The organism is Porphyromonas loveana (assembly GCF_003096695.1).
Classification (GTDB): Bacteria; Bacteroidota; Bacteroidia; order Bacteroidales; family Porphyromonadaceae; genus Porphyromonas; species Porphyromonas loveana.
In genome coordinates this window covers 108,356-132,644 of sequence record NZ_QEKY01000002.1, presented here as the reverse complement: position 1 = coordinate 132,644, position 24,289 = coordinate 108,356, and the positions used below count along the sequence as shown (strand labels likewise).

The 24,289-nt window shown below is 49.5% G+C and carries 22 protein-coding genes and 1 pseudogene; 15 read left to right on the top strand and 8 right to left on the bottom strand.

Annotated features, from left to right (window positions below):
- Window positions 1–426 precede the first annotated feature (426 nt).
- From C7382_RS01525 to C7382_RS01500, 6 genes are all read left to right on the top strand, one after another.
- Complete coding sequence (locus C7382_RS01525; RefSeq protein ID WP_243405619.1) at window positions 427–717, top strand: hypothetical protein; 291 nt, start codon at window positions 427–429, stop codon at window positions 715–717.
- Window positions 718–788: 71 nt separating this feature from the next.
- Window positions 789–1,307 carry a 1-acyl-sn-glycerol-3-phosphate acyltransferase gene (locus C7382_RS01520; protein ID WP_116678561.1) on the top strand — a complete coding sequence of 173 codons (519 nt, stop codon included), beginning with the start codon at window positions 789–791 and terminating at the stop codon, window positions 1,305–1,307.
- Window positions 1,304–2,125, top strand: a complete 822-nt coding sequence (locus C7382_RS01515; RefSeq protein WP_116678560.1) for an amidohydrolase — start codon at window positions 1,304–1,306, stop codon at window positions 2,123–2,125. The genes C7382_RS01520 and C7382_RS01515 overlap by 4 nt, the downstream gene beginning before the upstream one ends.
- 103 nt (window positions 2,126–2,228) lie before the next feature.
- Complete coding sequence (pyrE, locus tag C7382_RS01510) at window positions 2,229–2,861, top strand: orotate phosphoribosyltransferase (protein ID WP_116678559.1); 633 nt, start codon at window positions 2,229–2,231, stop codon at window positions 2,859–2,861.
- A gap of 30 nt (window positions 2,862–2,891) precedes the next feature.
- Entirely contained in the window at window positions 2,892–3,305 is a 414-nt protein-coding gene (locus C7382_RS01505) for an SRPBCC family protein (protein WP_116678558.1), read from the top strand.
- A 34-nt stretch (window positions 3,306–3,339) separates the two neighbouring features.
- Complete coding sequence (locus C7382_RS01500) at window positions 3,340–3,807, top strand: hypothetical protein (RefSeq protein ID WP_116678557.1); 468 nt, start codon at window positions 3,340–3,342, stop codon at window positions 3,805–3,807.
- 86 nt (window positions 3,808–3,893) lie between these two features.
- On the opposite strand, the gene C7382_RS01495 is transcribed toward C7382_RS01500, so the two are convergent.
- From C7382_RS01495 to C7382_RS01480, 4 genes are all read right to left on the bottom strand, one after another.
- Window positions 3,894–4,775: a diacylglycerol/lipid kinase family protein gene (locus C7382_RS01495; protein ID WP_116678556.1), complete on the bottom strand. Its 882-nt coding sequence runs from the start codon at window positions 4,773–4,775 to the stop codon at window positions 3,894–3,896.
- Window positions 4,776–4,804: 29 nt separating this feature from the next.
- A complete protein-coding gene (gene queF / locus C7382_RS01490) occupies window positions 4,805–5,269 on the bottom strand; it encodes a preQ(1) synthase (RefSeq protein ID WP_116678555.1) in 465 nt (154 codons plus the stop codon).
- A 103-nt stretch (window positions 5,270–5,372) separates the two neighbouring features.
- A complete protein-coding gene (locus C7382_RS01485; protein ID WP_116678554.1) occupies window positions 5,373–6,644 on the bottom strand; it encodes a glycosyltransferase in 1,272 nt (423 codons plus the stop codon).
- The gene (locus C7382_RS01480) at window positions 6,641–7,780 is read right to left on the bottom strand and encodes a glycosyltransferase family 4 protein (protein ID WP_243405618.1); all 1,140 of its coding nucleotides are present in this window, start codon (window positions 7,778–7,780) and stop codon (window positions 6,641–6,643) included. The genes C7382_RS01485 and C7382_RS01480 overlap by 4 nt, the downstream gene beginning before the upstream one ends.
- Window positions 7,781–8,332: 552 nt before the next feature.
- On the opposite strand from C7382_RS01480, the gene C7382_RS01475 reads away from it, so the two are divergent.
- From C7382_RS01475 to C7382_RS01440, 8 genes and pseudogenes are all read left to right on the top strand, one after another.
- Window positions 8,333–8,704: a hypothetical protein gene (locus tag C7382_RS01475; RefSeq protein ID WP_116678552.1), complete on the top strand. Its 372-nt coding sequence runs from the start codon at window positions 8,333–8,335 to the stop codon at window positions 8,702–8,704.
- 11 nt (window positions 8,705–8,715) lie between these two features.
- Entirely contained in the window at window positions 8,716–9,657 is a 942-nt protein-coding gene (locus C7382_RS01470) for an NAD(P)H-dependent flavin oxidoreductase (RefSeq protein WP_116678551.1), read from the top strand.
- Window positions 9,654–9,824 (top strand): annotated as a pseudogene (locus C7382_RS10275) (cysteine-rich CWC family protein); the annotation flags it as partial. The gene C7382_RS01470 and the pseudogene C7382_RS10275, both read left to right, overlap by 4 nt.
- Window positions 9,825–9,959: 135 nt before the next feature.
- Window positions 9,960–11,606: a fumarate hydratase gene (locus tag C7382_RS01465; protein ID WP_243405617.1), complete on the top strand. Its 1,647-nt coding sequence runs from the start codon at window positions 9,960–9,962 to the stop codon at window positions 11,604–11,606.
- Between the two features lie 229 nt (window positions 11,607–11,835).
- Window positions 11,836–13,647 carry a DNA polymerase III subunit gamma/tau gene (locus C7382_RS01460; protein WP_116678549.1) on the top strand — a complete coding sequence of 604 codons (1,812 nt, stop codon included), beginning with the start codon at window positions 11,836–11,838 and terminating at the stop codon, window positions 13,645–13,647.
- 987 nt (window positions 13,648–14,634) lie between these two features.
- Window positions 14,635–15,096, top strand: a complete 462-nt coding sequence (locus tag C7382_RS01450; RefSeq protein WP_116678547.1) for a helix-turn-helix domain-containing protein — start codon at window positions 14,635–14,637, stop codon at window positions 15,094–15,096.
- A gap of 464 nt (window positions 15,097–15,560) precedes the next feature.
- Window positions 15,561–16,349: a dihydroorotate dehydrogenase electron transfer subunit gene (locus C7382_RS01445; protein ID WP_116678546.1), complete on the top strand. Its 789-nt coding sequence runs from the start codon at window positions 15,561–15,563 to the stop codon at window positions 16,347–16,349.
- Window positions 16,340–17,254, top strand: a complete 915-nt coding sequence (locus C7382_RS01440) for a dihydroorotate dehydrogenase (RefSeq protein ID WP_116678545.1) — start codon at window positions 16,340–16,342, stop codon at window positions 17,252–17,254. Before C7382_RS01445 ends, C7382_RS01440 begins: the two co-directional genes overlap by 10 nt.
- A gap of 80 nt (window positions 17,255–17,334) precedes the next feature.
- Here C7382_RS01440 and rlmD read toward each other — a convergent pair whose 3' ends face one another.
- The 4 genes from rlmD to C7382_RS01420 all read right to left on the bottom strand — a co-directional run bounded on the left by rlmD (window position 17,335) and on the right by C7382_RS01420 (window position 21,933).
- Complete coding sequence (gene rlmD / locus C7382_RS01435; protein WP_116678544.1) at window positions 17,335–18,765, bottom strand: 23S rRNA (uracil(1939)-C(5))-methyltransferase RlmD; 1,431 nt, start codon at window positions 18,763–18,765, stop codon at window positions 17,335–17,337.
- A 22-nt stretch (window positions 18,766–18,787) separates the two neighbouring features.
- Window positions 18,788–20,176 (bottom strand): phosphoglucosamine mutase, encoded by a 1,389-nt coding sequence (gene glmM, locus C7382_RS01430; RefSeq protein WP_116678543.1) that lies wholly within the window; start codon window positions 20,174–20,176, stop codon window positions 18,788–18,790.
- Window positions 20,177–20,253: 77 nt separating this feature from the next.
- A complete protein-coding gene (locus C7382_RS01425; RefSeq protein WP_116678542.1) occupies window positions 20,254–20,868 on the bottom strand; it encodes a DUF4827 domain-containing protein in 615 nt (204 codons plus the stop codon).
- Window positions 20,869–20,898: 30 nt separating this feature from the next.
- On the bottom strand, window positions 20,899–21,933 hold the full coding sequence (locus C7382_RS01420; RefSeq protein ID WP_116678541.1) for a DHH family phosphoesterase: 1,035 nt from the start codon (window positions 21,931–21,933) through the stop codon (window positions 20,899–20,901).
- A gap of 501 nt (window positions 21,934–22,434) precedes the next feature.
- Between C7382_RS01420 and C7382_RS01415 the strand changes: the two genes are divergently transcribed.
- On the top strand, window positions 22,435–24,285 hold the full coding sequence (locus tag C7382_RS01415) for an ABC transporter ATP-binding protein (protein ID WP_116678540.1): 1,851 nt from the start codon (window positions 22,435–22,437) through the stop codon (window positions 24,283–24,285).
- Window positions 24,286–24,289 lie beyond the last annotated feature (4 nt).

The window sequence follows — 24,289 nt, the reverse complement described above, 5'->3', positions numbered from 1 at the left end:
AGATTTGTTTTGATTAGCTCCCGATTATGTTCTCAAGAAAGGGAGAGGTGTCGTTATGGAAAGATGTGCCAATTTTGGGCAGAAGTACGCGCCAAATTCCTGAGTTTTATGCGCCTAAATTTTTTCGATTTGGTGCATATTTTTTTTTGAAATGGCGCCATTTCAAAAAACTTTTGGCGCCATGTTTTTTGGCACCATATGCGAGATTTTTTTTGTGCCTATGCTGTCTTTCGGATAGGACTGCACAGTGTTGTATGTGAGTGCATTGTGTCTTTCTTTAGTCCCTCAGCTATGATGGATGACATATGATGAGGAGTGATGACTGATGTTGTTTGTGCTTGCAAAACGAACGAGGTGAGGTATTTCTTGCGTATATTTGTACCTATACAAAGTATTATAGCCACTAACTCAAAGATCATCGATCATATGGCAAGTGAAAGAAAACTGAAAAAGCAGATCGCAGGAGCGGTCTCCGAAGTGTTTACCGATGCATTCCTTCTCCAGCTCTTTGTCAAAGAAGAAAAACAAGCAGAGGTAGATACCATTATCAATCGTATCCTACAACTTCAAGACGACACTATAGCCAAGGTGCGTTGCAGCGATGGAAAGCATACACCCGCCTTGGTCAAGAAGTATTATCGTCAGCTCATCGACAATTTCAAGAAGGAGTTAGCCGAGATCGTAGCTCTCATATCTCAGTGCGCTTCGGCAGAGTAACCGGTTCGGCACAGTATGCCCCATAGCAGGACGAGAGTGTTTTGAAGTTTTTTTCTCAATTATTACTTAGGATGATGGGTTGGACATCTGTCATCCCGGGAGAGGCTCCGCCCAAAAGTATCATCTGCGTTGCTCCACATACGAGTAACTACGATTTTCTCATGGGCAAACTCTATTATTGGGCAGTCGGGCGCAAAGCCGGCTTCTTGATGAAGAAAGAGTGGTTTTTCTTCCCTCTGGGAGTTTTGTTTCGCGCGATGGGGGGGATTCCTGTTTATCGTTCGCAACGCACTTCTACGGTAGAACAGTTGCAAGAGTATATACGCAAGTCTTCCTCTTGCAGCATAGCCATCACTCCGGAGGGGACTCGTGGGCGAGTGACTCACTGGAAGACGGGGTTCTACCGCATAGCTCTGGGGGCTGGAGTACCCATCGAATTGGCGGTTATTGACTATTCGCGCAAAGAATTGCGCATCATCGAAGTGTTCCATCCGACGGGAGACGAAGAAGCCGACATCGCTTACATCAGAAGCCGATACAGTGCGTCACAAGCTCGCTTTCCCCACAAATTTGCAGAATTGGAATCATGACAATACAGACAGACGTCCCGCGGCTCAGGATAGCAATGGCTCAGTGCCGGATCGACTGGGAAGACAAGCATGCCAATCTGCAGCGTGTGGAACGCTTGGCCGCCGAAATGGCAGGAACGACTGATGTCCTTTTCTTTCCTGAAATGATGACAACGGGATTCTCCATGAATGTACAGTCTTTTGCCGAACCATTCGAAGAGGGCGAAACCATCACGGTAGTAAGACGAATAGCTGCACAATACAATATGGCACTCTCGGCTACAATGGCCGTGAGTGAGGCTGGGAAGTTCTACAACCGTGCTTACTTCGTGACACCGCAAGGCGAGGTTTTCCATCAGGACAAGCGACATCTTTTCCGTGTGGGAGGGGAGCATGAAGTTATGACACCGGCCGAAGAGCGGCGTATTATCACTTACAAGGGGTGGAAGATCTTCATTATCCCCTGTTATGATCTGCGCTTCCCCGTATGGTGCGCCAATACAGATTTGGAGTACGACCTGCTGGTCTGCATGGCCAACTGGCCCGCGCCGCGCCGCACCGTGTGGCAGACACTCCTTCGTGCTCGCGCCATGGAGAACTATGCCTATGTCTGTGGGGCCAATCGAGTGGGGGAAGATGGTATAGGTCTCCACTATACAGGTGATTCGGTTATCCTCTCTCCGCGAGGCGAAGTCATGCAGGCGTGCACTCCGGAGCTGGAAGAGACGCTTTGTGCTACGCTCGACAAGGAGTCGATGCATCGCTTCCGCGAGAAATTTCCCGCCTGGATGGATATGGATCGTTTCACATTGGACTATGAGGACTATGCCCGTTCTTGATTCTTTTATCGGCTTGGAGGTTAGTGCTGTGTACACAGGATCGCTCTGAGCTTTTTCCCTATTCTTGTGTAACATCTGACAAAGACAATATTCAAAATAAACAATGGAAAAATTAGGAAAACTCATCGCCTCGAAGCTAATCGAAGTAAAGGCGATCAAACTACAGCCACAGAATCCTTTCACATGGGCTTCGGGCTGGAAGGCACCTATCTACTGCGACAACAGAAAGACGCTGTCTTATCCCGGGATTCGTTCCCTTATCAAGATGGAGCTGGCACGCGTCATCTCCGAAACTTTCGGTGAGGTCGAAGCCATTGCAGGCGTAGCCACAGGAGCCATTGCTCAAGGAGCTTTGGTAGCTGACCTCTTGGGTGTGCCGTTTGCGTACGTGCGCTCGTCGCCTAAGGATCACGGATTGGAAAACTTGGTAGAGGGAGAACTCAAGCCTAACGCAAAAGTGGTGATTATCGAAGACCTCATTTCTACCGGTGGTAGCAGCCTCAAAGCCGCTGAAGCGATTCGCAATTTCGGATGTGAAGTGCTGGGTATGGTAGCCGTTTATACCCACGGATTCCCCATGGCTGAGGAGAACTTTGCAAAAGCAGGTGTGAAGCTCGTCACTCTGACAGACTATGATCAGGTGATTGAAGAGGCATTGCGTACCGGATATATCTCTGCCATCAATGTCGAATTGCTCCGTGACTGGCGCAAAAGTCCCGAGACTTGGGGTCTCTAATTAGGTCACTGACAAAATAATCATACCAGTATGGCAGAATACGTAAGTGAAGCAAAAAGTATAGCAGCACCCCGGTCAGCGGTCTATGCCAAGCTGTCGGATCTATCCAATCTCAATGCCTTGGCCGAGATGTTGCCCGAAGGAAAAGTCAATCTCACAGCTGTTGATAGTGACAGTTGCACGCTCACTATCAATCCTGTAGGCCAGATCACCCTCAGAATTGCAGAGCGTAAACCCGATAACTTGATCCGATTCGAGGCCGATCGCTCGCCTATTCCGCTCGATGCCCACATACAACTTGACGAAGCTACACCCGGCAATACGAAATTGACGGTCATGCTCAAGGCTGAACTCAATATGTTTGTCAAACCCATGTTGGACAAGCCGCTACGAGAAGGCGTGGACAAATTGGCGATGCTACTCTCTTCTTTGAAGTATGCTTAGAGCAACAACAAATAGGATATTGCGCAGTCTGCGAATGTTCTCTCTGATATTTATCGGAGGGAGCATCTTTGCTTCTTGCGGAAAGGAGGTCGCTGTGCAGACGATTCCGAACGTGCCCGTGAACTACACCATCTACGACAATAGTGCTTTGGGCATCAAATTGCTCAAGGATGGAATGGTATCCATTACGAGTCTGGACGTCGAGAATAGTGCTATCGGGTATGGTGGTCTTTTAGTCGTGTCGCGTTCGATCACTCCTGCAGCTGAGGATTTTGCCTATGATCTCTGTTGTCCGTACGAAGTTAAGCAGGACATTCGAGTGCGACCGGTGGCAGAGAATCCTTTTGTGGTCAGATGTCCGCATTGTGGTAGCGTGTTCAATGTTGCAGAGAACGGTGGTGCTCCCATCGACGGGCCCGCAGCTTCTACCGAAACTCCCCGTAGAATGCGACAGTACATGGTTGTCCGTCAGCCCGATGGTATCCGTATTGTTAATTATTGATGAGCGGATAGTCTGTCAGGAATGAGAAATAAAAAGCCCGTAGCCGAGAGTGGTTACGGGCTTTTCTGTTAGGTTTAGAAGAGAAGTTAGTCGTAATTCTCCGGAGCAAAGACCTTGAGTGAGCGACCGTAGGTGCGTACTTTGATCCGTTTACCTAACATAACAGGATCTCCGTCAATGTGTACGACACCCTCTCTGTCGCGTTCGATAATGAGGTTCTCGGCCTTATAGGTGTCCAGATTGGAGTTGCTGTTGATACGCTTGGTGAAGAGTTGTAGTGCCAATTGCGGGGCTTCGAGCGGATTGAAGGGTCGGATGATGACGACATCCATCTTACCATCTTCCAAATCTGCGAGCGGTGCTATATAAGCGTTGTTCCCATATTGGGGAGCATTGGCACAAGTGACAAGGAAAGCCTTCTCTACAAATGATTTGCCATCGATTGTCAGTTTGTATTCTTTCGGTTCGTTTTGCAAGAAACTCTCGATCATTGTTCGTGCATAAGTGATAGGACCGCGCGTGCCGGCTTGAGCAAATTTGTTACTCACCTCCGCATCGAATCCCAATCCACAGGTGCAGAAGAAAGGATGATCTTCTGCCTCGCAGCAGTCGATGGTGCGGATATGACCGGCTTTGATGACGTCAAGAGCCTTGCTGACGGTGAGCGGTAATTTCAGCGCACGGGCCAAACCGTTGCCCGAACCCTTCGGGATAATTCCTAAAGCTACGTCTGTATAGCGTAAGCTTTGGGCAATTTCGTTGACAGTACCGTCCCCTCCGACTGCAATGACACAGTCGTAATGCTTGTCGACTGCCTGCGCTGCAAGCTCACGAGCATGCCCTGCACGCTGCGAATAGGTGATGAAAAGCTCGTGAGGCTCGCGTGCAAAAACTTCGGCTATGAGGCTCGGGATATTACTCTTGGAGCCAATGCCCGATATGGGATTGATGATTGTGAGAATCTTCATGCTCGGAAACGTAAGGAGAACTTCGATGTTTAGCGGTAGGACTCTAGCCTTCTCTCCGCCAATTGTTCGTATCGTGTGCCGGGCCTGCCGTAGTTGCAGAAAGGAACGATGCTGATACCTCCTCGCGGAGAGAAGTCACCCCACACTTCGATGTAGCGGGGTTGCATCAGATGGATGAGGTCCTTCATGATGATATTGACACAGTCCTCATGGAAAGCTCCGTGGTTACGGAAACTGAAGAGGTAGAGCTTGAGACTTTTGCTCTCCACCATTTTCACATCGGGGATGTAGTTAATGTGTATGGTGGCGAAGTCCGGTTGTCCTGTAATGGGACATAAGCCTGTAAACTCCGGACAGTCAAAACGCACCCAGTAGTCGTTCTCTTGGTGCTTATTGGTGAAAGCTTCCAGTACTTCCGGTGCGTAGTCCTGACGGTATTCGGTCTTTGTGCCGAGCAGAGACAGTTCGTTTTCTCCTTCTCTTATGCTGTTCATCGTTGTTATTTTCTGATTGATTATTGTTGCAAAGGTATTGTTTTGGAGCCAAAAAGGTCGTATTGACCGATTGGCATCCTCTACAAAGAGGTGTGGTGATACCTCAGACTAATTCGCGGTACAACTGCATCATTCGATCGGCTACTGCCTGCCGAGAGTAATGTGTCATGACGAATGAACGACAATCTGTGGCAACGCTCTCCCTACTTCGTCCCAACATGGTGATGGTTTCTGCCATTCCCTTTGCCAGATCAGAAGCTTGGCGGTACTCTGCCAAGTATCCGGTACTGCCCTGTACGATCATTTGGGGAATACCTCCTACCCGAAAAGCTATGCAGGGGGTACCCACAGAGAGGGATTCCATGATGGTATTGGGCAGATTCTCCTCCAACGATGGTGTCACGAAGAGGTCTGCCGCTCTATACAGTTCGGCCATGCGATGCGGATCGCGGACGTAACCCACAGGGATTATCTCGTGGTCGGGAAAGAGTTTGTGCACCTCCTCACGCAGTGTACCAAATACAACGAGTCGGACTTCTCTGTTCTGATCCGGATAATCTGTCTTCAAGCACTGCATCGCTTGCGATAGCTCGTATATCCCCTTGCGAGGATCGTCGGCCTGGACTGCTCCGAAGAGTATCAAGGTTTTGTCCATTGGCAACCTTAAGGCTTCTCGTGCAGCCGTGCGACTACCCGGGGCGAAGAGATTCGCGTCGATGGGATTGGGGATGGATTCGATGCGTAGTCCTGAGGTCAGTGCGCTCTTTCGTGCCAAATCGGCCAACCAATGGCTACAGCCCACCAGCGTAGGGCGTAAATGTGACAGCACTTGCGACTTGCGTATCCACACACGGTGTGCCAAGTCGTGCTCCCGATGAGAGGAGATTTGCGGACATGCCCCGCATATCGTTTGGTAGCGAATACATTCGCGAGCGTGGTGGCAGATGGCTGTCACCGGCCACATATCGTGCATCGTCCAGACCACGGGCTTACCACAGCGGTTCAGACGTCCAAGTCCACGTAGAGACAGAAATCCTTGATTGATCCAATGGAGGTGGAGCACATCGGCCCACTGTACCCAAGGGTGCCGACTGATGTCGTGTCCCGTGAGTGCTGTGCTTACGTGGAAGAGACGGCTACGATCTCGTCCGTTACACATATATATATGTAGTCGTTCAGCAACAAATGCTCCGCGTGCTGCCAGACGACCCCATTTGCCTTCGTGGAGTGCCTCGACTTCGGGGCGTGAGCTGTCTTGATTCAGGACGAGCATCCTCACTTCTGCACCCACACTCTGCAATGCTTCCATGAGACGAACAGCAGCCACGGCGGCACCACCTCGGGCATCAGATGTATTGAACAAGAGGATTTTCATCTGTCCAAAAGCGTTAGGACGGGACGTATGGCCTCGTCGAAAGAGTAGGGCATGAGCGAAGGACGCAGGCTGTCGCCGCGGAAAGGGGGAAGTCCCTCTAACAAATCGGTGCACGCTCTGGCCAAATCCTCGGGCAGCATGGGGTCGAAGACGCGTCCATTCTGTGACGAAATCAAGCAAGAAGCACCGGCAATACGGCTACAAATGACTGGTACACCTGACACGAGAGCCTCGTTAACAACCGAACCGAAGCACTCTCTCGTGCTGGGCAGAACGAGGCAGTCGGCTTGTGTGTAGTAGGCATAGAGGTCGCTGCCCTCTTTCTTGCCTACGAAGGTGACACGCTCCGACAGGCCGGCAGCGCCCACTCGCCCGATGAGGGTCGGCAACATGGGGCCGTCACCGACCAGTACAAGATGTACGTCCTCGGGCAGACGGGAGAGACTACCGATGAGTGCAGGCAGGTTTTTCTCCTCTGAGAGGCGTCCCACGTAGAGCATCATCCGATGGCCTTGAGGCACGAGGCGGTCGCGCTCTTTACGTCCCTGACTGAAGGCTCTTTCGTATAGCGGGCGCAGCACCTTTTCATCCTGCAAAATAGGGAAATAGACGAAGCGCTCCCTGTCCAACGTCGCGTATCGGGCAGCGTATAGCTCCGTCGCGCGGCTGTCGCATAGTATCACTCCGTCCACGTAGGAGAGCATCCTATGTTTCAATCCTTGCCCGTAACGTAGTTCGGACTCTGCCATCTGCTCGTTGTCGTCACACAGGACGTAGAGTTTGGTGGCGGGGGAGACGAGACGACACGTGGCTGCCAACATCAGGGTCAGGAGGTTGAACTCACTACAAAGCACGGCATCCGGACGAAGTGAGCGGACAAGTGACGTGGCGTAGGGACGGTAGTTCTTGAGTCCTATGAGACTCGGAGCGGGAGGGAGTACCTCGCTACGGAAGTGAACGCGTTTGGCCAGCTCTGAAGCATCGAATCTTTGTTCGATAGGGGAGGCGTATTCGAAGTAAATATGCGCATCGAAAGCCGCAGACAAGGCGTTGAGCAATTCGATACGATAGGGGGCTAATGCTCTGTGGATGACGAGCAGTTTCTTGGACGCATTCATTCCATTTTTCTGTTTCATAGTTACAAAGTTAATATAAACAGGGCAGGGATATTAGCCTGAGTTCTAAGTGTATTTGCCCTAAAGCGAGGCCAAAATACCGATTCGTTCCTGCCTATGCATAGCATTCGTTTGTAGTAGCATCATTGCGCAGCATGTCTCCTTTGTCGGAACAAATGCGCATGTGTAAATAAACATGTAAAAGTGTTATGATTTTCATCACATGTATATTGTCGAAAAAACTCGCGCCAAAATAAATTTTTTTTGGCGCCATAATAAAACAAAACTTGTCCCAAATCGAAGAATTTTATGCGCAAGTTATTCCGAGCTTTCGGTGCCATATTCTCTTGGTTTTTGCCTCATAATTTCGACATTTATACTTTATGCATCTCTACGCTTATGGAAAGTTAAAAAAGATGCTGGCACAATAGTTTTTTCTTCGTCAGTGCGCCCTCATCGAATCTCCTGCAACATGTCTCTCCTATGAGCAGAGCAGAACCCGCTTAGGGAAAGTCAGCATTTGTACTTATTTTTGTGCCTATGTGCAATCTTTTTACCAGACGACTGACAGGAATGGTAGCAGCAAGGCTACTGACCACTGTCTTGGCGGGGATCGTATTTTTCTCGAATGCATGCACACTCCCCCGAGAGCGAGAGCAAGGTGTAAAGGCTGAAGCTATCGCTACGGATACTGTGTCACGGATCGTGATCGCTTTCTATGACAGCGAAGAGGGAAAGCTTAACCTTATAAAAGCTGCCCGACTCTACTGCTCCGAGATCGTGTATCACTACAAGAATCTCCACGGCATGGCGCTGAGCGTGCCCCGTGGCAAGAGTGAGGAAGAGGCGTTGGCTTACTATCGAAAGGTCAAAGGTGTGCTCGGAGTGAGCCGAAACGAGAAGGCATATCTCCACGGAAATATAGATGATAAAAACAACAAATAAAGACTGTAGGTATGAATAGAATTTGCGAATTATTGGGCATTGAGTATCCGATTATCTCGGGAGGTATGGTGTGGTGTAGCGGGTGGAAGCTGGCAGCTGCTGTCAGTAATGCCGGTGGCTTGGGACTCATTGGTGCCGGCTCCATGCACCCCGAGAACTTGGAGCACCACATCCGTTCGTGCAAGGCTGCGACGAACAAGCCTTTCGGCGTGAACGTTCCGCTCTTGTATCCGGACATAGAACAGATCATGGAGATCATCATGCGTGAGCAGGTACCCGTGGTGGTAACTTCTGCCGGCAGCCCCAAAGTGTGGACGGCCAAGCTGAAAGCAACCGGATGCAAGGTGATCCATGTGGTGAGCAGTGCCCTTTTTGCGCGCAAATCACAAGATGCGGGTGTCGATGCAGTCGTGGCTGAGGGCTTCGAAGCCGGCGGACACAATGGCCGTGAGGAGACTACTACGCTGTGTCTTATCCCGGAAGTGGTGGATGCCGTGACTATTCCCGTGGTTGCAGCAGGCGGTATCGCCTCTGGACGTGCGGTGGCTGCTGCCTTGGCATTGGGTGCCGACGGGGTACAGGTGGGCACGCGTTTCGCTTTGAGCGAGGAGAGTTCAGCGCACGAGAGCTTCAAGGCCTACTGCCGTGAGTCGGGTGAGGGAGGCACGATGCTGTCGCTCAAGGCTGTGTCTCCGACGCGCTTGTTGAAGAATAAGTTCTATCAAGATGTGACTGCTGCCGAACAGCGTGGTGCATCTGCCGAAGAATTGCGAGCCATCCTCGGTCGCGGTCGTGCCAAACAGGGAATCTTTGAAGGCGACTTGGAAGAAGGCGAACTCGAAATAGGGCAGGCTGCTTCACAAATCAAGCATCCTGAGACCGTGGCTCAGATCATGGACGAACTGGTAGGGGGCTACCAAAAAGCTCTTGCGGCACTTCCCGCGCATCTATGAACCGAGTAGGGCAAGGAGCATACCGGCAGAAAGTATGTCCGCGGTGCGGACTCGCCTTTCTGTGTGGGCATGATCTGCCCGAGATGCAGTGTGATTGCAGACAAGTGGTGCTGCAAGAGCATCATCGCATATACCTTGCGGCACATTATTCCGACTGCCTTTGTCTGCCATGTCTCCGTGAGATTGCAGCCCGATCTTCCGAAGAGCTGACGACTGTGCAGTCAAAGATGCAGCCATTCCGGCACCGATGTCGAATAAGAAACGAAGAAGACGATTATCACTTTAATAATGTAACGATTACTATGGCAACTCCAGAATTTAAGTATCAGAAACCCTTCCCGATGGAGCCGGATACGACTGAGTATTATCTTCTGACGAAGGATTATGTATCGGTAGAGAAGTTTGGCGACCACGAGATGCTGCGGGTAGATCCCGAGGCTCTGCGTTTGTTGGCACGAACGGCTTTTCACGACGTGGCTTTCTATCTGCGCCCTGATCATCAGGAGCAGGTGGCCAAGATTTTGTCCGATCCCGAAGCCAGCGAAAACGACAAGTTCGTGGCTCTAACCTTCCTGCGCAATGCAGAAGTATCGGCCAAGGGACAGCTTCCCTTCTGTCAAGATACGGGTACGGCTATCATACTCGGCAAGAAAGGACAGCAGGTTTGGACCGGAGGTCACGACGAAGAATATCTCTCGCATGGTGTATATGACACCTACACGCAGGACAATCTGCGCTATTCGCAGAACGCTCCTTTGGATATGTACAAGGAAGTGAATACGGGATGCAACCTGCCCGCACAAATAGACCTCATGGCTGTAGACGGAATGGAATACGACTTCCTCTGTGTAGCCAAGGGTGGTGGCTCTGCCAATAAGACCTACCTCTATCAGGAAACTAAGGCTCTGCTCAATCCCGAGAGCCTCGTGAAGTACCTCGTGGATAAGATGAGCACGTTGGGTACTGCCGCTTGTCCTCCTTATCATATCGCATTCGTGATAGGCGGCACGTCGGCCGAAACTAATCTCAAGACTGTAAAGCTGGCTTCGGCCAAGTATTATGACAATCTGCCTACGTCAGGTAACGAAGGCGGTCGCGCCTTTCGTGATGTAGAGTTGGAGCGCGAAGTGCTCGAAGCCTCTCATCGTTTGGGGCTGGGTGCACAGTTCGGTGGTAAATACTTTGCCCATGATGTACGCATCATCCGTCTGCCTCGCCACGGAGCCAGCTGCCCCGTGGGAATGGGTGTGAGCTGCTCGGCAGACCGCAACATCAAAGCGAAGATCAATAGAGAAGGTATCTGGATCGAAAAGATGGAGACCAATCCTGCACGTCTTATCCCCGAATCCATGCGTCAAGGCACGGAGGGACACGTTGTTAAGGTGGATCTGAATCGTCCGATGCCGGAGATTCTGAAGGAGCTGGCACAATATCCCGTTTCTACACGTCTGTCCCTCAACGGTACGATCATTGTAGGGCGTGATATCGCTCATGCCAAATTGAAAGAGCGTATCGACAAGGGTGAGGGATTACCCGAGTACATCAAGAATCATCCTATCTACTATGCCGGTCCGGCCAAGACGCCTAAAGGAATGCCGAGTGGTTCGTTTGGCCCAACGACTGCAGGCCGAATGGATAGTTATGTGGATCTCTTCCAATCGCATGGAGGCAGCATGGTGATGATCGCAAAGGGCAACCGCTCCCAGCAAGTGACCGATGCCTGCCACAAGTACGGCGGCTTCTATCTCGGCAGTGTAGGGGGACCGGCAGCTATCTTGGCACAAGACAGTATCAAGAAAGTAGAGTGTCTGGAATACCCTGAGTTGGGTATGGAGGCAATTTGGAAGATAGAGGTGGAAGACTTCCCTGCTTTCATCTTGGTAGATGACAAAGGAAATGACTTCTTTACGCTGATACTAGAGAAGTGTAGCGGCTGTGCTCTACATTGATCTATAGTAGATTGTAGGCTGATGCTATGCACCTCTTCGGAGAGACATTCGTAGCACGGCGTTAATTCATTGGTCCCAAGTCGGCACACGCTTCTGTCATTATTAGGAGTGTGTAGTCGACTTGGGACTTTCTTTTTGAGGTGATTTTCTGCAGGACTAATAAGGAGTTGGTGGCTTTTCCTGCCTCTTTTTAGATTACCTTTGTTATTCAAGCTAACAAGCTCGGCTCATGGAAACGAAATATATCGTATCAGCGCTCAAATACCGTCCCGATACCTTTGCCTCAATGGTGGGGCAGGAGGCTCTATCTACCACGCTCAAAAGTTCGATAGTACAACAAAAGACGGCTCATGCCTACCTCTTTTGTGGGCCGAGAGGTGTAGGAAAGACCTCATGTGCACGCATCTTTGCTCGTGCCATCAACTGCATGGATAGGCAGCCGGACGGCGAAGCTTGTGGCAAGTGCGAGTCCTGTATGGCCTTCAATGAGCAGCGCTCCATGAATATATATGAGTTGGATGCCGCTTCCAATAACTCTGTGGACGACATTCGCCTGCTGACGGAACAAGCCAACGTGCCTCCTCAGATCGGGAAGTATAAGATCTATATCATCGATGAGGTGCATATGCTCTCGAATCAGGCCTTCAATGCTTTCTTGAAAACGCTCGAAGAACCTCCTTCTTATGTAATATTCATCCTGGCTACGACGGAGAAGCACAAGGTGCTGCCGACTATCCTTTCTCGTTGTCAGATATTCGATTTCAAGCGGATTCCCCCTGCTCGCATCGAGCAACATCTACATTATGTGGCCGAGAGTGAAGGAGTACAAGTGGAACCTGAGGCCTTGGCTGTGATAGCGTCCAAGGCAGACGGTGGAATGCGTGACGCACTTTCTCTGTTTGATCGTATAGCTCGTTTTTCGGAAGGTAATATCACTTATGCCAATACGATCGAGAACCTCAACATACTTGACTATGACTACTACTTCCGTTTGACAGATTTCTTCTTGCAAGGCGACTATCGCTCAGTTCTTATCGTGCTGAACGAACTCCTCTCCAAAGGTTTTGATGGTCAGGTTATCGTTAATGGTTTGGCTGCTTTCTTCCGTGATCTGCTGATGGCACAGGACCAATCGACTTTGCCTCTATTGGAGCAGTCGGAAGTCGTTATGCAGCGGTATGTCGATGCGGCGAGGCGTTGTTCTGCAGCATTTCTCTATCAGTCGCTCAAGATTTTGAATGCTTGCGACCAGCAGTATCGTCAGAGTAATGGCAAACGTCTCTTGCTCGAATTGGCAATGATGAATATCGCCGCCCTCTTCAGCAAGGGATTAACGGCTCAGCCTGCTCCTGCTGCTACACAGCCACAACCAACTTCGGCGGCACCTCCCCGACCAATAGCGACACAGCCATTGCCAACGGCTGTGAAGTCACCGGAAGCTTCTTATCATCCTACTCCGCGCGTACAAGAGGAGTCTAAGCCTCAGGAGCTGACAGTTGCGCCTCCTCCTGTCGTCCAAGAGAACCCTGTGGAGGTAAAGACTGTCCCTCAAGCTCGCATTGTTACCCCTCCCACTGTGGAGACGGAGGGGAGTCGTTTTACGCTCAGGGGATTGAGAAACAAAAAGGAACAGCAGCAGGTCGCTGAGCAGCAGCTTCGTAGGGAAATGAATGAGCCCTTCGATGAAGAACAATTACGTTTGGCCTGGCTTGAGTTCGCAGAAAAACAGCTGACGGAAGACGTACATCTTAAGAATACGATGAATAGCTGTCTGCCGAGTCTTACTCCTGGTACTACTGCTTTTGTGGTAGAAATCATGAACAACAAGCAGAAAGATGCTCTTGACGTGGTTACTATGCGTCTGATGGATTTCCTCGCCGAAAAGCTCCGCAATACGACATTAAAAATGAATGTTCAAATCGCTGAATCTTCCTCTGTGAACCGTATTCCGGTCTCTTTGGATGAAAAGATTGAGCGTTTGAATGCTGAGAATCCTCTCTTCGACGAACTGCGTACACGTCTCGGGCTCAGTATCGCGTAAGTTCAGCATTAGTCAGATGAGGCTGTTAAGTCTTCATCTGCCATATTTCTGTTTTCCTTCTTTTTTGTATCCCTTCGGTTGCTGCCGAAGAGACGCAAGCTTTTTGATGACATCTCTATAGAGTAACCCCAATCTATTCAGATGCTAATCATCCTTTTCTGCATTGAAAAGAAAGGAGATTTGCTTCAGCCTTCTCTTTCTCGTGTCCATACTTGGCAATTCTCATGAGTAACCCTCGAATCTCTTTCTCCTGTGTTTCCTTGAGCGAATAACTGCATTTTTTGGGGCTATAAATAGACGAATGCCGTATTTGGCCCTTTTCCTGCCCAAATTCGCGCTCTACAACATTTTGATACTTTCTCTCGTCAAAAAAAATTTATCCTCTTTTTCAGTATCTTTTTTTGACCATATAGAGTTGTTCTATCTGCCATTTTGGCAGTTTATAGGGTTCGATCCATCTGTGTTTACAAATGTCGTTTACAATGTCAGCAACTATCTGGCAGGTATAATTGTAATTCGATTGATTTGACACACAAACGTAAATACGCCGATGCGGTGGTAGCTTTTGATGCAAATGTAATAGCATTGCACACAGAAGTAAACAGTATTCCAAAGAGCATTTTATTCATGAGATTATAATATGTATATCAATCTTGTTATCAGTTGATTATGTAGCCATACTTAATGTGATTAATCAGTAATAGAGTAGGGTGGACTACTGTTTGTGCAATAATGAGAAGATAACATGTGTATAGCTTATGTACTATACTGATAATCAGATATAATCTATAGATTCTTAAAGTGTCGATCTATGTTGACAAGTCAGCACTTATCAACAAAATAGATGTAAACACACAATTGTGTCATACAATTGTGTTGGTTAATCATGTAAAATCGAATCGCGGCTGTTTGTGTATGTAAACTCAAGTTTGTAAATTTGCCAACAAAGAGCACTGCGCTCCAAAATAATGACAAAACGGCAGTATTATGATTGATGTAGATGCTATCAAAACGCGTATTCTCTCCATGATGGAGCAATTAGGGATGACACCTTCGGCTTTCGCGGATCAAGCCTGCATTTCTCGTTCGGCTTTGACGCATCTTGCTTCCGGCAGGAATAAAGTGACGCTGGATATGATCAATAAGATTGTACAAGGCTTCGACGAATGGAATCCGGAGTGGATTATCTTTGGGCATGGGCCACAAAAACGAGGAGAGACAGACTCGTCTGATATGTATGGTGGCGATCTCTTCAGCTCTGCGTCCTCTGTAGGAGAAATTACGCCCACAGAAGCTCACAGAGAATCCGTCTCACAGCATTATTTTGCGCCAAAGAGTGAGCCAGAGGTGAGAATTATTGAGAAACCGGAGAAACAAATCGAGAGAATAACAGTCTTCTATTCAGACGGTAGTTACCAAGAGTTTCGCAGGGCAACAGCATCAAAATAGGGATTACTTTCGTCTGTTTTTCGAGAAAACAATCTATAACAGTGTAGAAAGTCAAATTCGATAAGAAGCCAGACTGTCTTTTACAGACTAACGAAAAGGGGACTGCAGAGGAACAACATCACAAAGGACAAAAGTGTCCTTTATAAAGGATAGATTTGTCCTCGACTGAGGACAGAACTGTCCTTACCTAAGGACAAAACAGCTTTTCTATATAATCGGCCACCCATATCGCCATCTCACCATTCGTCCGACAGATAAGAGCAATCGAGAATTTGGCACTTCTCCACACCAAGACAACTGCATCACAATGTCCTGAATCCGTTCGATGGCATCTACAGAGGGGATTTCGTCAAGATAATCCCTATTTTGAGGTGGTTGCCCTAAGAGTCTCATTCCGATAAGGAATAAGCCTCCTCTTTTTAGTAATTTAGCAGCCGAATATTGTAACTCATTTTTCTCTCTCTATGAAATACAATCACAGACTGCAAGTTGTGGCCAATAAGGAGCTAAATGACAGCTATTTCTTGCTGACATTGGCACCATTCTCTCAGGAGGCAGCTTTTTCTCTTCCTGAAATTCTCCCCGGACAATTTGTTCAAGTGCTTACCGAGGCCTCGGGAGCATTCCTTCGTCGCCCCATATCGGTATGTGATGTCGATTATGCACGTCAGCAACTTCTTTTATTGGTCCAGAAGGTAGGCAAAGGCACTCACGCATTGGCTCATTTGACTACATCAGATACAGTCGATCTTCTCTATCCGCTTGGCAACGGATTTACTTTTCCGAATCAGTCTTCGGAAGCATATCGCCCCCTTCTTGTCGGTGGAGGCGTAGGAACGGCTCCGATGCTTTATTTGGCTCGCTGTATGCGTGCCAGAGGTATTGAACCTAACGTTCTGCTTGGAGCGCGCACAGCCGATCTGATCGTTATGAGAGACCATTTCGAAGAGTTTGCTCATCTCCATGTAACAACAGAAGACGGTTCTATGGGTGTCAAAGGATTTGTTACGGATCATCCCGCTTTGCGTGAGGGTGCATATACACATATATATGTCTGCGGGCCTAAAGCCATGATGGTTGCTGTGGCTTCGTTGGCTCATAAGCGAGCTATTTCATGTGAGGTGTCGTTGGAGAATACGATGGCTTGTGGTATCGGCGCGTGTCTCTGTTGTGTGGAGAATACCAAGGAAGGCAATCTCTGCGTATGCACGGAGGGTCCCGTATTTAATATTGATAGACTGCAATGGTTTTGACAGAAGTTCAAATAGGTCGGGGGCTAAAGATCAAGAACCCCGTCATGACAGCCAGCGGCACTTATGGCTATGGTACCGAATACAGTGATTTTATTGACATAGACCGTCTGGGTGGTATCGTTGTCAAGGGTACAACTCTTCATCATCGTGAGGGCAATCCCTATCCACGTATGGCTGAAACACCTGCAGGTATGCTCAACGCTGTCGGTCTCCAAAACAAGGGTGTTCGCTACTTTGTGGATCACATCTATCCTACCATCCGAGATTATGGTACGGAAATGATAGTCAATGTAAGTGGCTCTACTCTCGAAGACTATGCCGAGACAGCTGCTGCGATCAATACATTGGAAAAGATCCATGCTATCGAACTGAATATTTCCTGCCCCAATGTCAAGCAGGGAGGGATGGCCTATGGCGTAACCTGCGAGGGAGCTGCCTCAGTAGTCAAAGCCGTACGCCAAGCCTATGACAAGACGCTCATCGTCAAACTGTCGCCCAACGTGACAGACATTACCGAGATTGCACGTGCTGTAGAGGCTGAGGGAGCTGATGCCATCTCAATGGTCAATACTTTCCTCGGCATGGCTATCGACGCAGAGAAGCGTCGCCCCATCCTCTCAACCATCACCGGAGGGCTTTCGGGGCCTTGCATTAAGCCCATTGCATTGCGTATGGTGTGGCAGACAGCCCGCGCTGTCCAAGTGCCTATCATTGGTATGGGAGGAATAGCCACGGCAGCCGATGCCATAGAGTTTTTGCTCGCCGGAGCTACGGCGGTACAGGTAGGCTGTTACAATTTTGTAGATCCTTCTGCGCCGATCAAAATCCTCGAGGGCATAGAAGATTATCTCGTAAGACACAAGATCAACGATGTGAACGAGCTGATCGGCTCTTTGCAGACCTAACCCTACGACAGCAGTATACTCATAAAAGAAAGGTGACATTCAGAGAAGAGTGTTGCCTTTCTTTTATTTGTGCATATGCTTTAGCAGCGGCACAGGAGTACCACGTTCTCAATATGGTGTGTGTGTGGGAACATATCCACAGGACGGGACTTTACCACCCGATAGGCGCCTTCGGCTGTGAGTAGTGAGAGATCACGTGCCTGTGTTGCGGGATTGCAACTGACATAGACAATTCGCTCGGGTGCAGCAAAGAGAATTGCTTCCACTACGCTTTCGTGCATACCGGCTCGCGGCGGATCGGTAATGATCACGTCCGGTCGGCCATGCGACTCGATGAAGTCGTGTGTGAGTATATCTTTCATGTCGCCGGCATAGAAGAGCGTATTCTCTATCGCATTGAGTCGGCTGTTCTCCCGAGCATCCTCAATGGCTTCGGGTACGTACTCGATGCCGATGACGCGGCGGGCCCGGCGGGCGACGAAGTTGGCTATTGTGCCCGTCCCTGTATAGAGGTCATAGACCAGCTCGTTGCCAGTCAGTCCTGCGAAGTCGCGTGCCACTTGATAGAGGCGATAGGCTTGCAGACTATTGGTCTGATAGAATGACTTGGCACCAATCTTGAAGCCCAGTCCTTCCATTTCTTCCTCTATGTAGTCTCTGCCATGGTAGCACAATACCTCTTGGTCGCCTATCGTGTCGTTGCACTTCGTATTGATCACATACAAAAGCGATGTGATGGCAGGGAAACGCTCGCGCAAAGCTGAGAGAAGCGACTCTCGTGCTTCCACATCATCGCGGAAAAAGACCACGACGACCATCACTTCGCCTGTAGATGTCGTCCTGATCATCAATGTACGCATCAGTCCTTCCTGGTTACGCAAATCAAAGAAAGGGTAACGTTCCGGATCGCGCATACAGTGTTCACGGACAAAGAGACGTATCTCATCCGTCAAAGGATCGCCCAGATGGCATTCGCGAATATCCAGCACTTTGTCAAACATGCCCGGTATATGGAACCCCAACCCGTATCGCACTTTGGGAGAGAAGTCACCGTCCACGGCCTGTACCTCTTCGGGTAGGAGCCAACGCTTATTACTGAAGGTGAATTCGAGCTTGTTGCGGTAATTTTCTGTTCGTTCCGATCCAACTATGGGTAGCATTTCTTCTACCTCCACTTTGCCCAATCGTACCAATGCATCGGTCACCTGCCGTTCCTTGGCTTCGAGTTGTACCTCATAAGGGATGTGCTGCCACTTGCATCCACCACAGACGGTGAAGTGCGGACAGAACGGTTCGCGACGCATCGGTGAGGGACGATCTATGGAGACGATACGCCCCTGCATGAAGTTGCGTTTCTTCTTGACCACCTGCACGGTGCAGCAATCACCCGGTGCCCCGAAAGGCACGAACATGACCATATCATCAATGCGGCAGAGAGCATTGCCCTCTGCCGCCAGATCAGTTATCTCCACACCGCTGAGCAGGGGGAGTTCTTTCTTCTTTCTTGCCAATGAATGACGTTGTTAGTCTTATTTATAATTCCTTTTCGATCTCAATGCGGAAGCGATCGGCCAATGCTTGTGCCTGCTCTTCAGTGGCAGCCTCAGTATAGATACGGATGATAGGTTCCGTATTGCTTCGGCGCATATGCACCCAGCTATCAGAGAAGTCTATCTTCACACCGTCCACGGTAGTCACTTGCTCGTCTTTATAGCGGTCATGCATCGTCTTTAGGAGGGCTTCTGTATTTGTTCCCGCAGGAGTGTCCACTCGTTGCTTACTCATATAGTAAGCCGGATATTCGGCACGCAGACGACTCACTGCCGACTTGCGGTGAGCCATCAGTGTGAGGAAGAGTGCGATACCAACAAGCGCATCTCTGCCGTAATGGAGTTCGGGGTAAATAACACCACCGTTACCTTCACCACCGATAAGTGCTCCGATTTCCTTCATCTTGGCCACGACATTCACTTCTCCTACAGCAGCAGCCTCGTATCGGCCACTGCGCTTCGTCGTCACGTCACGAAGTGCACGTGTAGAGCTGAGGTTGGACACCGTATTGCCGCCGCCGTTCAGCTCCAGCAGATAGTCAGCTACTGCCACCAATGTATATTCCTCGCCGAAGAACTCACCTTTCTCATCGATGATAGCCAAGCGGTCTACGTCCGGATCCACGACAAAGCCCACATCGGCTTTATTCTCTTTTACGACCTTGAGGATCTCGGTTAGGTTCTGCGGGAGTGGCTCCGGATTGTGGGGGAACTGTCCGTCCGGCTTACAATAGAGCGAGAAGACAGTCTCCACCCCCAAAGCTTCGAGCAAAGCCGGTATGGCCAATCCTCCAACAGAATTGACGCAGTCGATGGCCACGCGGAAACCTGCAGAACGAATAGCTGCTGCATCCACAGCAGGCAGAGCCAGTACCGAGCGGATGTGCTCCGGAGTATAGTCTTGGCTGTCAATGATGCTTCCCATCTTTTCTACAGGAGCGAATTCTGCCTCTCCGGCTTCCGCTATGCGCAGTATCTCCTTGCCTTCGGCATCGTTGAGAAATTCTCCGGCAGGGCCCAAGAGTTTGAGTGCATTCCATTGTACTGGGTTGTGACTGGCGGTAATAATGATACCTCCGTCAGCATTTAATCCCGTTACCGCCATTTCGGTTGTGGGGGTTGTAGCTAAGTCAATATCGATCACATCGCATCCCATGCCCATAAGTGCTCCTAATACGATATTCTTGACCATGGGCCCTGAAGGGCGTGCATCGCGTCCTACGACTATGCGGGGGCGTTCGGTGTGGGTCAATTGTTTGATGAAATGCGCATAGGCAGCTGTAAACTGTGCTATACTGATTGGATTGAGCCCCTCATCGGCTTTTCCTCCGATGGTGCCACGTATTCCGGATATGGATTTGATAAGAGTCATGATAATTGTGATATATGTGATCTGTATGAGACAAAGAAGCGTGTAAAAACGTGGAGGATGAGCCCCCACTTTTTTATTTACTTACGGAAGATGTATTCCACCTCTTTATAGTAGCCGGTCATTCCCTGTGAATAAAGATTATCCGGACCTAGTCTGAAAGGTACGATCAGTCGCACACGTGCTCCATTGCCAAGCATCGTCATGGGGAAAGCGATACCTTGACAAACGTAGGCATCAAGATTGGCTCCTGTGGTGCAGGGGATCAGCTCGAAGTTGATGTCTCCATCGTTATAGGTATGGATATAGCGGAATACGCTCTCTTGGAAACCTCCCGAAGTAAGACTATTGAAGACGACAATCGAGTCACGTTCGCGATTGAAGTAGAAGCCTTCCATTCGGACGTTGATCTTCGTCTTATTCAGCTCCGGAGCCTCCTTGCCCTTGTCCAGCACCTGCATGTATAAGTCGTTGTCGAAGTGATACATGACATTGGGGTCGAACTCCGTCTGCCCTTCAGCACCGTCTTTGATGGTGAAGCCCATGCGGCTGATGAAAGACTCAATAGCTTTGCGCTCGTCCTGCTTCATTTCCTTGAGCGACTTGATATCACTCTTCTTGCAGCTGCCAAATGCCAAGATCGCCATTGCAATGGTCAATACAGGCAGCAGTGTCGTTGTTATTATCTTTTTCATCTTTCTATTGATGTTGTTTTTGTCTTTGGTTTAGTTCTTTCTGTAATTCTTGGGGTTGAAGTCCCGCCAGAGTTGCAGCAGCTTATCTGTTGCTTCTTGCAAACTGCCACGGAATTCTCCTCCGGCAGCATTCTTGTGCCCGCCACCACCGAAGTTCTCGGCAAGCACATTGACGGGATAGTCTCCTGTAGAGCGGAAGGAGAGCTTGATCTGCTCCTTATCCTCTCGCAGGAAACACACAGCTTCGATACCCGCAATGTCGAGGGGCATATTGGCCAGCCCATCGGTGTCACCCGTGCGGCTGTCAAATCGCTTCAGCTCTTCGGCAGAGAGTGTGAAGTATGCAGTCCCTTGCTCCGGCAATAGGGTCATCTTCTCATATAGAACGTAACCCTGCATCCTCATCTTGCCTTCCGAGTTCTCTTGGAAGGTGTTTTGGATGATTTTGTCCTTGTCGGCACCCGCTCTCATGAGGTCGGCCACTATTATGTAGAGCTCAGGATCGGAAGAATTGTAGGAGAATACGCCTGTATCGGTCAGGATGCCTGTCAGGAGAGCCGTAGCTGCTTCTTGGGATAGGCTGTCTGCCATATCCATGGCTTTGGTCAGTCGCAGAACCAATTCGGAGGTAGAAGACAACGGGGGGTAACTAAAGCAGAGCGCAAAGATGTCTGCCGGATAGAGGTGATGATCCACTAACACTTTAGGGGCTGACGCATTCTCCAGTGCAGATCTCAATCCTGCCACACGATGCGGAGCATTGAAGTCCATACAGAAAATGAGATCAGCTTCATACAAGGCTGTTTCAGCTTTTTCGGGATAGTTTTCGTGGATGATTACTTGATCAGCCTCGGCTATACAGTATAGATATTGAGGGATACTATCCGGCACGATTACGCTGATCCGGCTCTTACCCATTCCTTTCAATATCTCTGCAAAGCCAATACTGCTCCCCACCGAATCTCCATCAGGAGCTGTGTGGGAGACAAGAGCGATGCTTTCGGCTTGGTCGATCATCCTTCGCAGGGCTGTAGCCTGAGAGGAGTCGATCTTTACTGCTGTCATAGTCTTCTTCTAATTATTCCTTTGCCTTAAAACGGCGCGTAGAATCGTACAAAGATAAGACAGAAAAGCATAAAGACACCAAGTAAATACATGTGCACCAAGGCAACCGCCTCAAAATAGGGATTATCTTGACGAAATCCCCTCTGTAGATGCCATCGAACGGATTTAGGACATTGTGATGCAGTTGTCTTGGAGTGGAGAAGTGCCAAATTCTCGATTGCTCTTATCTGTCGGACGAATGGTGAGATGGCGATATGGGTGGCCGATTATATAGAAAAGCAGTTTTGTCCTTAGGTAAGGACAGTTCTGTCCTCAGTCGAGGACAAATCTATCCTTTATAAAGGACACTTTTGTCCTTTGTGATGTTGTTCCTCTGCAGTCCCCTTTTCGTTAGAAAGTAATCCCAATTTTAATGCGGTTACCCTGGTTGCAATGTTCGTCGAGGCTTCAATCGGCAAAATAAACTACCTTTCGGACGTTTTTGCGAAACAAGACTGATTCATGAAGCATTTTTTTAGTGCCATAAGGCGCTTTGTACCACCTTATAAGAAGTATGTAGTGTGGAGTGTGGTGGCCAATACCCTGAGCGCATTCCTCAACCTGCTCTCTTTCTCCCTGATCATGCCCATCCTGCGCATACTATTCGAGATAGATCGGCAGGTGACTACCTACATCCCCATGGACAATATCGACTGGGGGAGCATGGCCGGATGGAAAGCTGCAGGTGCAGCGTTGAGCAATAATTTCAGCTGGTACGTGGGTCAGCTTATCGAAGTACGTGGAGCGTCCTTCACGCTTGTCATGCTGGGCATTTACTTAGTGGTGATGACTTTCCTCAAAGTTGCTTCCATGTATCTCGGTTTCTACAGCATGATACCACTGCGCACCGGTGTGGTACGCGACATACGCAATCAGATCAACGACAAAATCCTGGACCTGCCGCTCTCTTTCTTCAGCGAGGAGCGCAAGGGTGACATCATGGCACGGATATCGGGCGACGTCAATGAAATTGAGACCTCGGTTATCAGTTCGCTGGATATGCTGCTGAAAAACCCCATTCTCATCGCCATCTATTTAATAGGAATGATCGCCATCAGTTGGCAGCTCACCCTCTTTGTCTTCATTCTACTGCCTATCGCGGGCGGGCTGATGGGCAAGGTGGGCAAGACGCTCAAGCGCAAGAGCCTCGAAGGGCAGAACCAATGGGGCGGTCTAATGAGCCAGATAGAGGAGACTCTTGGCGGCTTGCGCATCATCAAGGCGTTCAATGCCGAGAAAAAGATACAGGATCGATTTCACAGGTCTAACGAACAGTTCCGTCGCACGACTATGAAGGTCTTCCGTCGGCAGCAGTTGGCGCATCCGATGAGTGAGTTTCTCGGCACGGCCACCATCGCCATTGTTCTTTGGTATGGCGGTACGCTGATCTTGAACAATACGAGCGAAATCGACGCTTCTACCTTCATATATTATCTGGTTATTTTCTATAGCCTGATCAACCCCGTCAAGGAACTGAGCAAGGCTTCGTATGCCATCGAAAAGGGATTGGCTTCTATGTCGCGTGTGGACAAGATCCTGATGGCTGAAAATGACATCAATGATCCGGAACAGCCTGTTCCCGTAGTCTTCAATGAGGCAATCACATACGACCACGTATGGTTCCGCTATGGAGAAGATTGGGTGCTGAGGGACGTATGTCTGACTATCCCCAAGGGAAAAACAGTGGCTCTCGTGGGCCAAAGCGGTTCGGGTAAGAGTACGATAGTGGATCTGTTGCCGCGCTTCTATGATATACAGGAGGGGCGGATTATGGTCGATGGCACGGATGTGCGGGAGCACAAAGTGCGGGAGCTGCGAGAGTTGATCGGCAACGTCAATCAGGAGGCCATCCTTTTCAATGATACGGTCTTCAACAATATCGCCTTCGGCAAGGAGAATGCCACGGCCGAGGAGGTGGAGCGGGTGGCACGTATGGCCAATGCACACGACTTCATTATGCAGATGCCGGAGGGTTACGAATCCAATATAGGCGATCGTGGTGGCAAACTATCCGGAGGTCAACGCCAACGTATCAGTATAGCACGCGCCCTCCTAAAGAATCCGCCGATTCTGATTTTGGACGAGGCTACCTCTGCCCTCGACACAGAGAGCGAACGCTTGGTACAGAACGCCATCGAGAAATTGATGGCCAATCGTACTGCTATCGTCATTGCTCACCGATTGACCACCATACGCAATGCTGATCTCATCTGTGTGCTTCACGAGGGTCGTATCGTGGAACAAGGTAAGCACGATGAGTTGTACGCCTTGGACGGATACTACACCAAGCTCTGCGACATGAGTGGGGAGTGAATCT

Bases quoted from the DNA above. Each gene is read 5' to 3' on its own strand.
- C7382_RS01525 (WP_243405619.1), top strand. From the start codon at position 427: ATGGCAAGTGAAAGAAAACTGAAAAAGCAGATCGCAGGAGCGGTCTCC.
- C7382_RS01520 (WP_116678561.1), top strand. From the start codon at position 789: ATGATGGGTTGGACATCTGTCATCCCGGGAGAGGCTCCGCCCAAAAGT.
- C7382_RS01515 (WP_116678560.1), top strand. From the start codon at position 1,304: ATGACAATACAGACAGACGTCCCGCGGCTCAGGATAGCAATGGCTCAG.
- pyrE (WP_116678559.1), top strand. From the start codon at position 2,229: ATGGAAAAATTAGGAAAACTCATCGCCTCGAAGCTAATCGAAGTAAAG.
- C7382_RS01505 (WP_116678558.1), top strand. From the start codon at position 2,892: ATGGCAGAATACGTAAGTGAAGCAAAAAGTATAGCAGCACCCCGGTCA.
- C7382_RS01500 (WP_116678557.1), top strand. From the start codon at position 3,340: ATGTTCTCTCTGATATTTATCGGAGGGAGCATCTTTGCTTCTTGCGGA.
- C7382_RS01495 (WP_116678556.1), bottom strand. From the start codon at position 4,775: ATGAAGATTCTCACAATCATCAATCCCATATCGGGCATTGGCTCCAAG.
- queF (WP_116678555.1), bottom strand. From the start codon at position 5,269: ATGAACAGCATAAGAGAAGGAGAAAACGAACTGTCTCTGCTCGGCACA.
- C7382_RS01485 (WP_116678554.1), bottom strand. From the start codon at position 6,644: ATGAAAATCCTCTTGTTCAATACATCTGATGCCCGAGGTGGTGCCGCC.
- C7382_RS01480 (WP_243405618.1), bottom strand. From the start codon at position 7,780: ATGAAACAGAAAAATGGAATGAATGCGTCCAAGAAACTGCTCGTCATC.
- C7382_RS01475 (WP_116678552.1), top strand. From the start codon at position 8,333: ATGGTAGCAGCAAGGCTACTGACCACTGTCTTGGCGGGGATCGTATTT.
- C7382_RS01470 (WP_116678551.1), top strand. From the start codon at position 8,716: ATGAATAGAATTTGCGAATTATTGGGCATTGAGTATCCGATTATCTCG.
- C7382_RS01465 (WP_243405617.1), top strand. From the start codon at position 9,960: ATGGCAACTCCAGAATTTAAGTATCAGAAACCCTTCCCGATGGAGCCG.
- C7382_RS01460 (WP_116678549.1), top strand. From the start codon at position 11,836: ATGGAAACGAAATATATCGTATCAGCGCTCAAATACCGTCCCGATACC.
- C7382_RS01450 (WP_116678547.1), top strand. From the start codon at position 14,635: ATGATTGATGTAGATGCTATCAAAACGCGTATTCTCTCCATGATGGAG.
- C7382_RS01445 (WP_116678546.1), top strand. From the start codon at position 15,561: ATGAAATACAATCACAGACTGCAAGTTGTGGCCAATAAGGAGCTAAAT.
- C7382_RS01440 (WP_116678545.1), top strand. From the start codon at position 16,340: ATGGTTTTGACAGAAGTTCAAATAGGTCGGGGGCTAAAGATCAAGAAC.
- glmM (WP_116678543.1), bottom strand. From the start codon at position 20,176: ATGACTCTTATCAAATCCATATCCGGAATACGTGGCACCATCGGAGGA.
- C7382_RS01425 (WP_116678542.1), bottom strand. From the start codon at position 20,868: ATGAAAAAGATAATAACAACGACACTGCTGCCTGTATTGACCATTGCA.
- C7382_RS01420 (WP_116678541.1), bottom strand. From the start codon at position 21,933: ATGACAGCAGTAAAGATCGACTCCTCTCAGGCTACAGCCCTGCGAAGG.
- C7382_RS01415 (WP_116678540.1), top strand. From the start codon at position 22,435: ATGAAGCATTTTTTTAGTGCCATAAGGCGCTTTGTACCACCTTATAAG.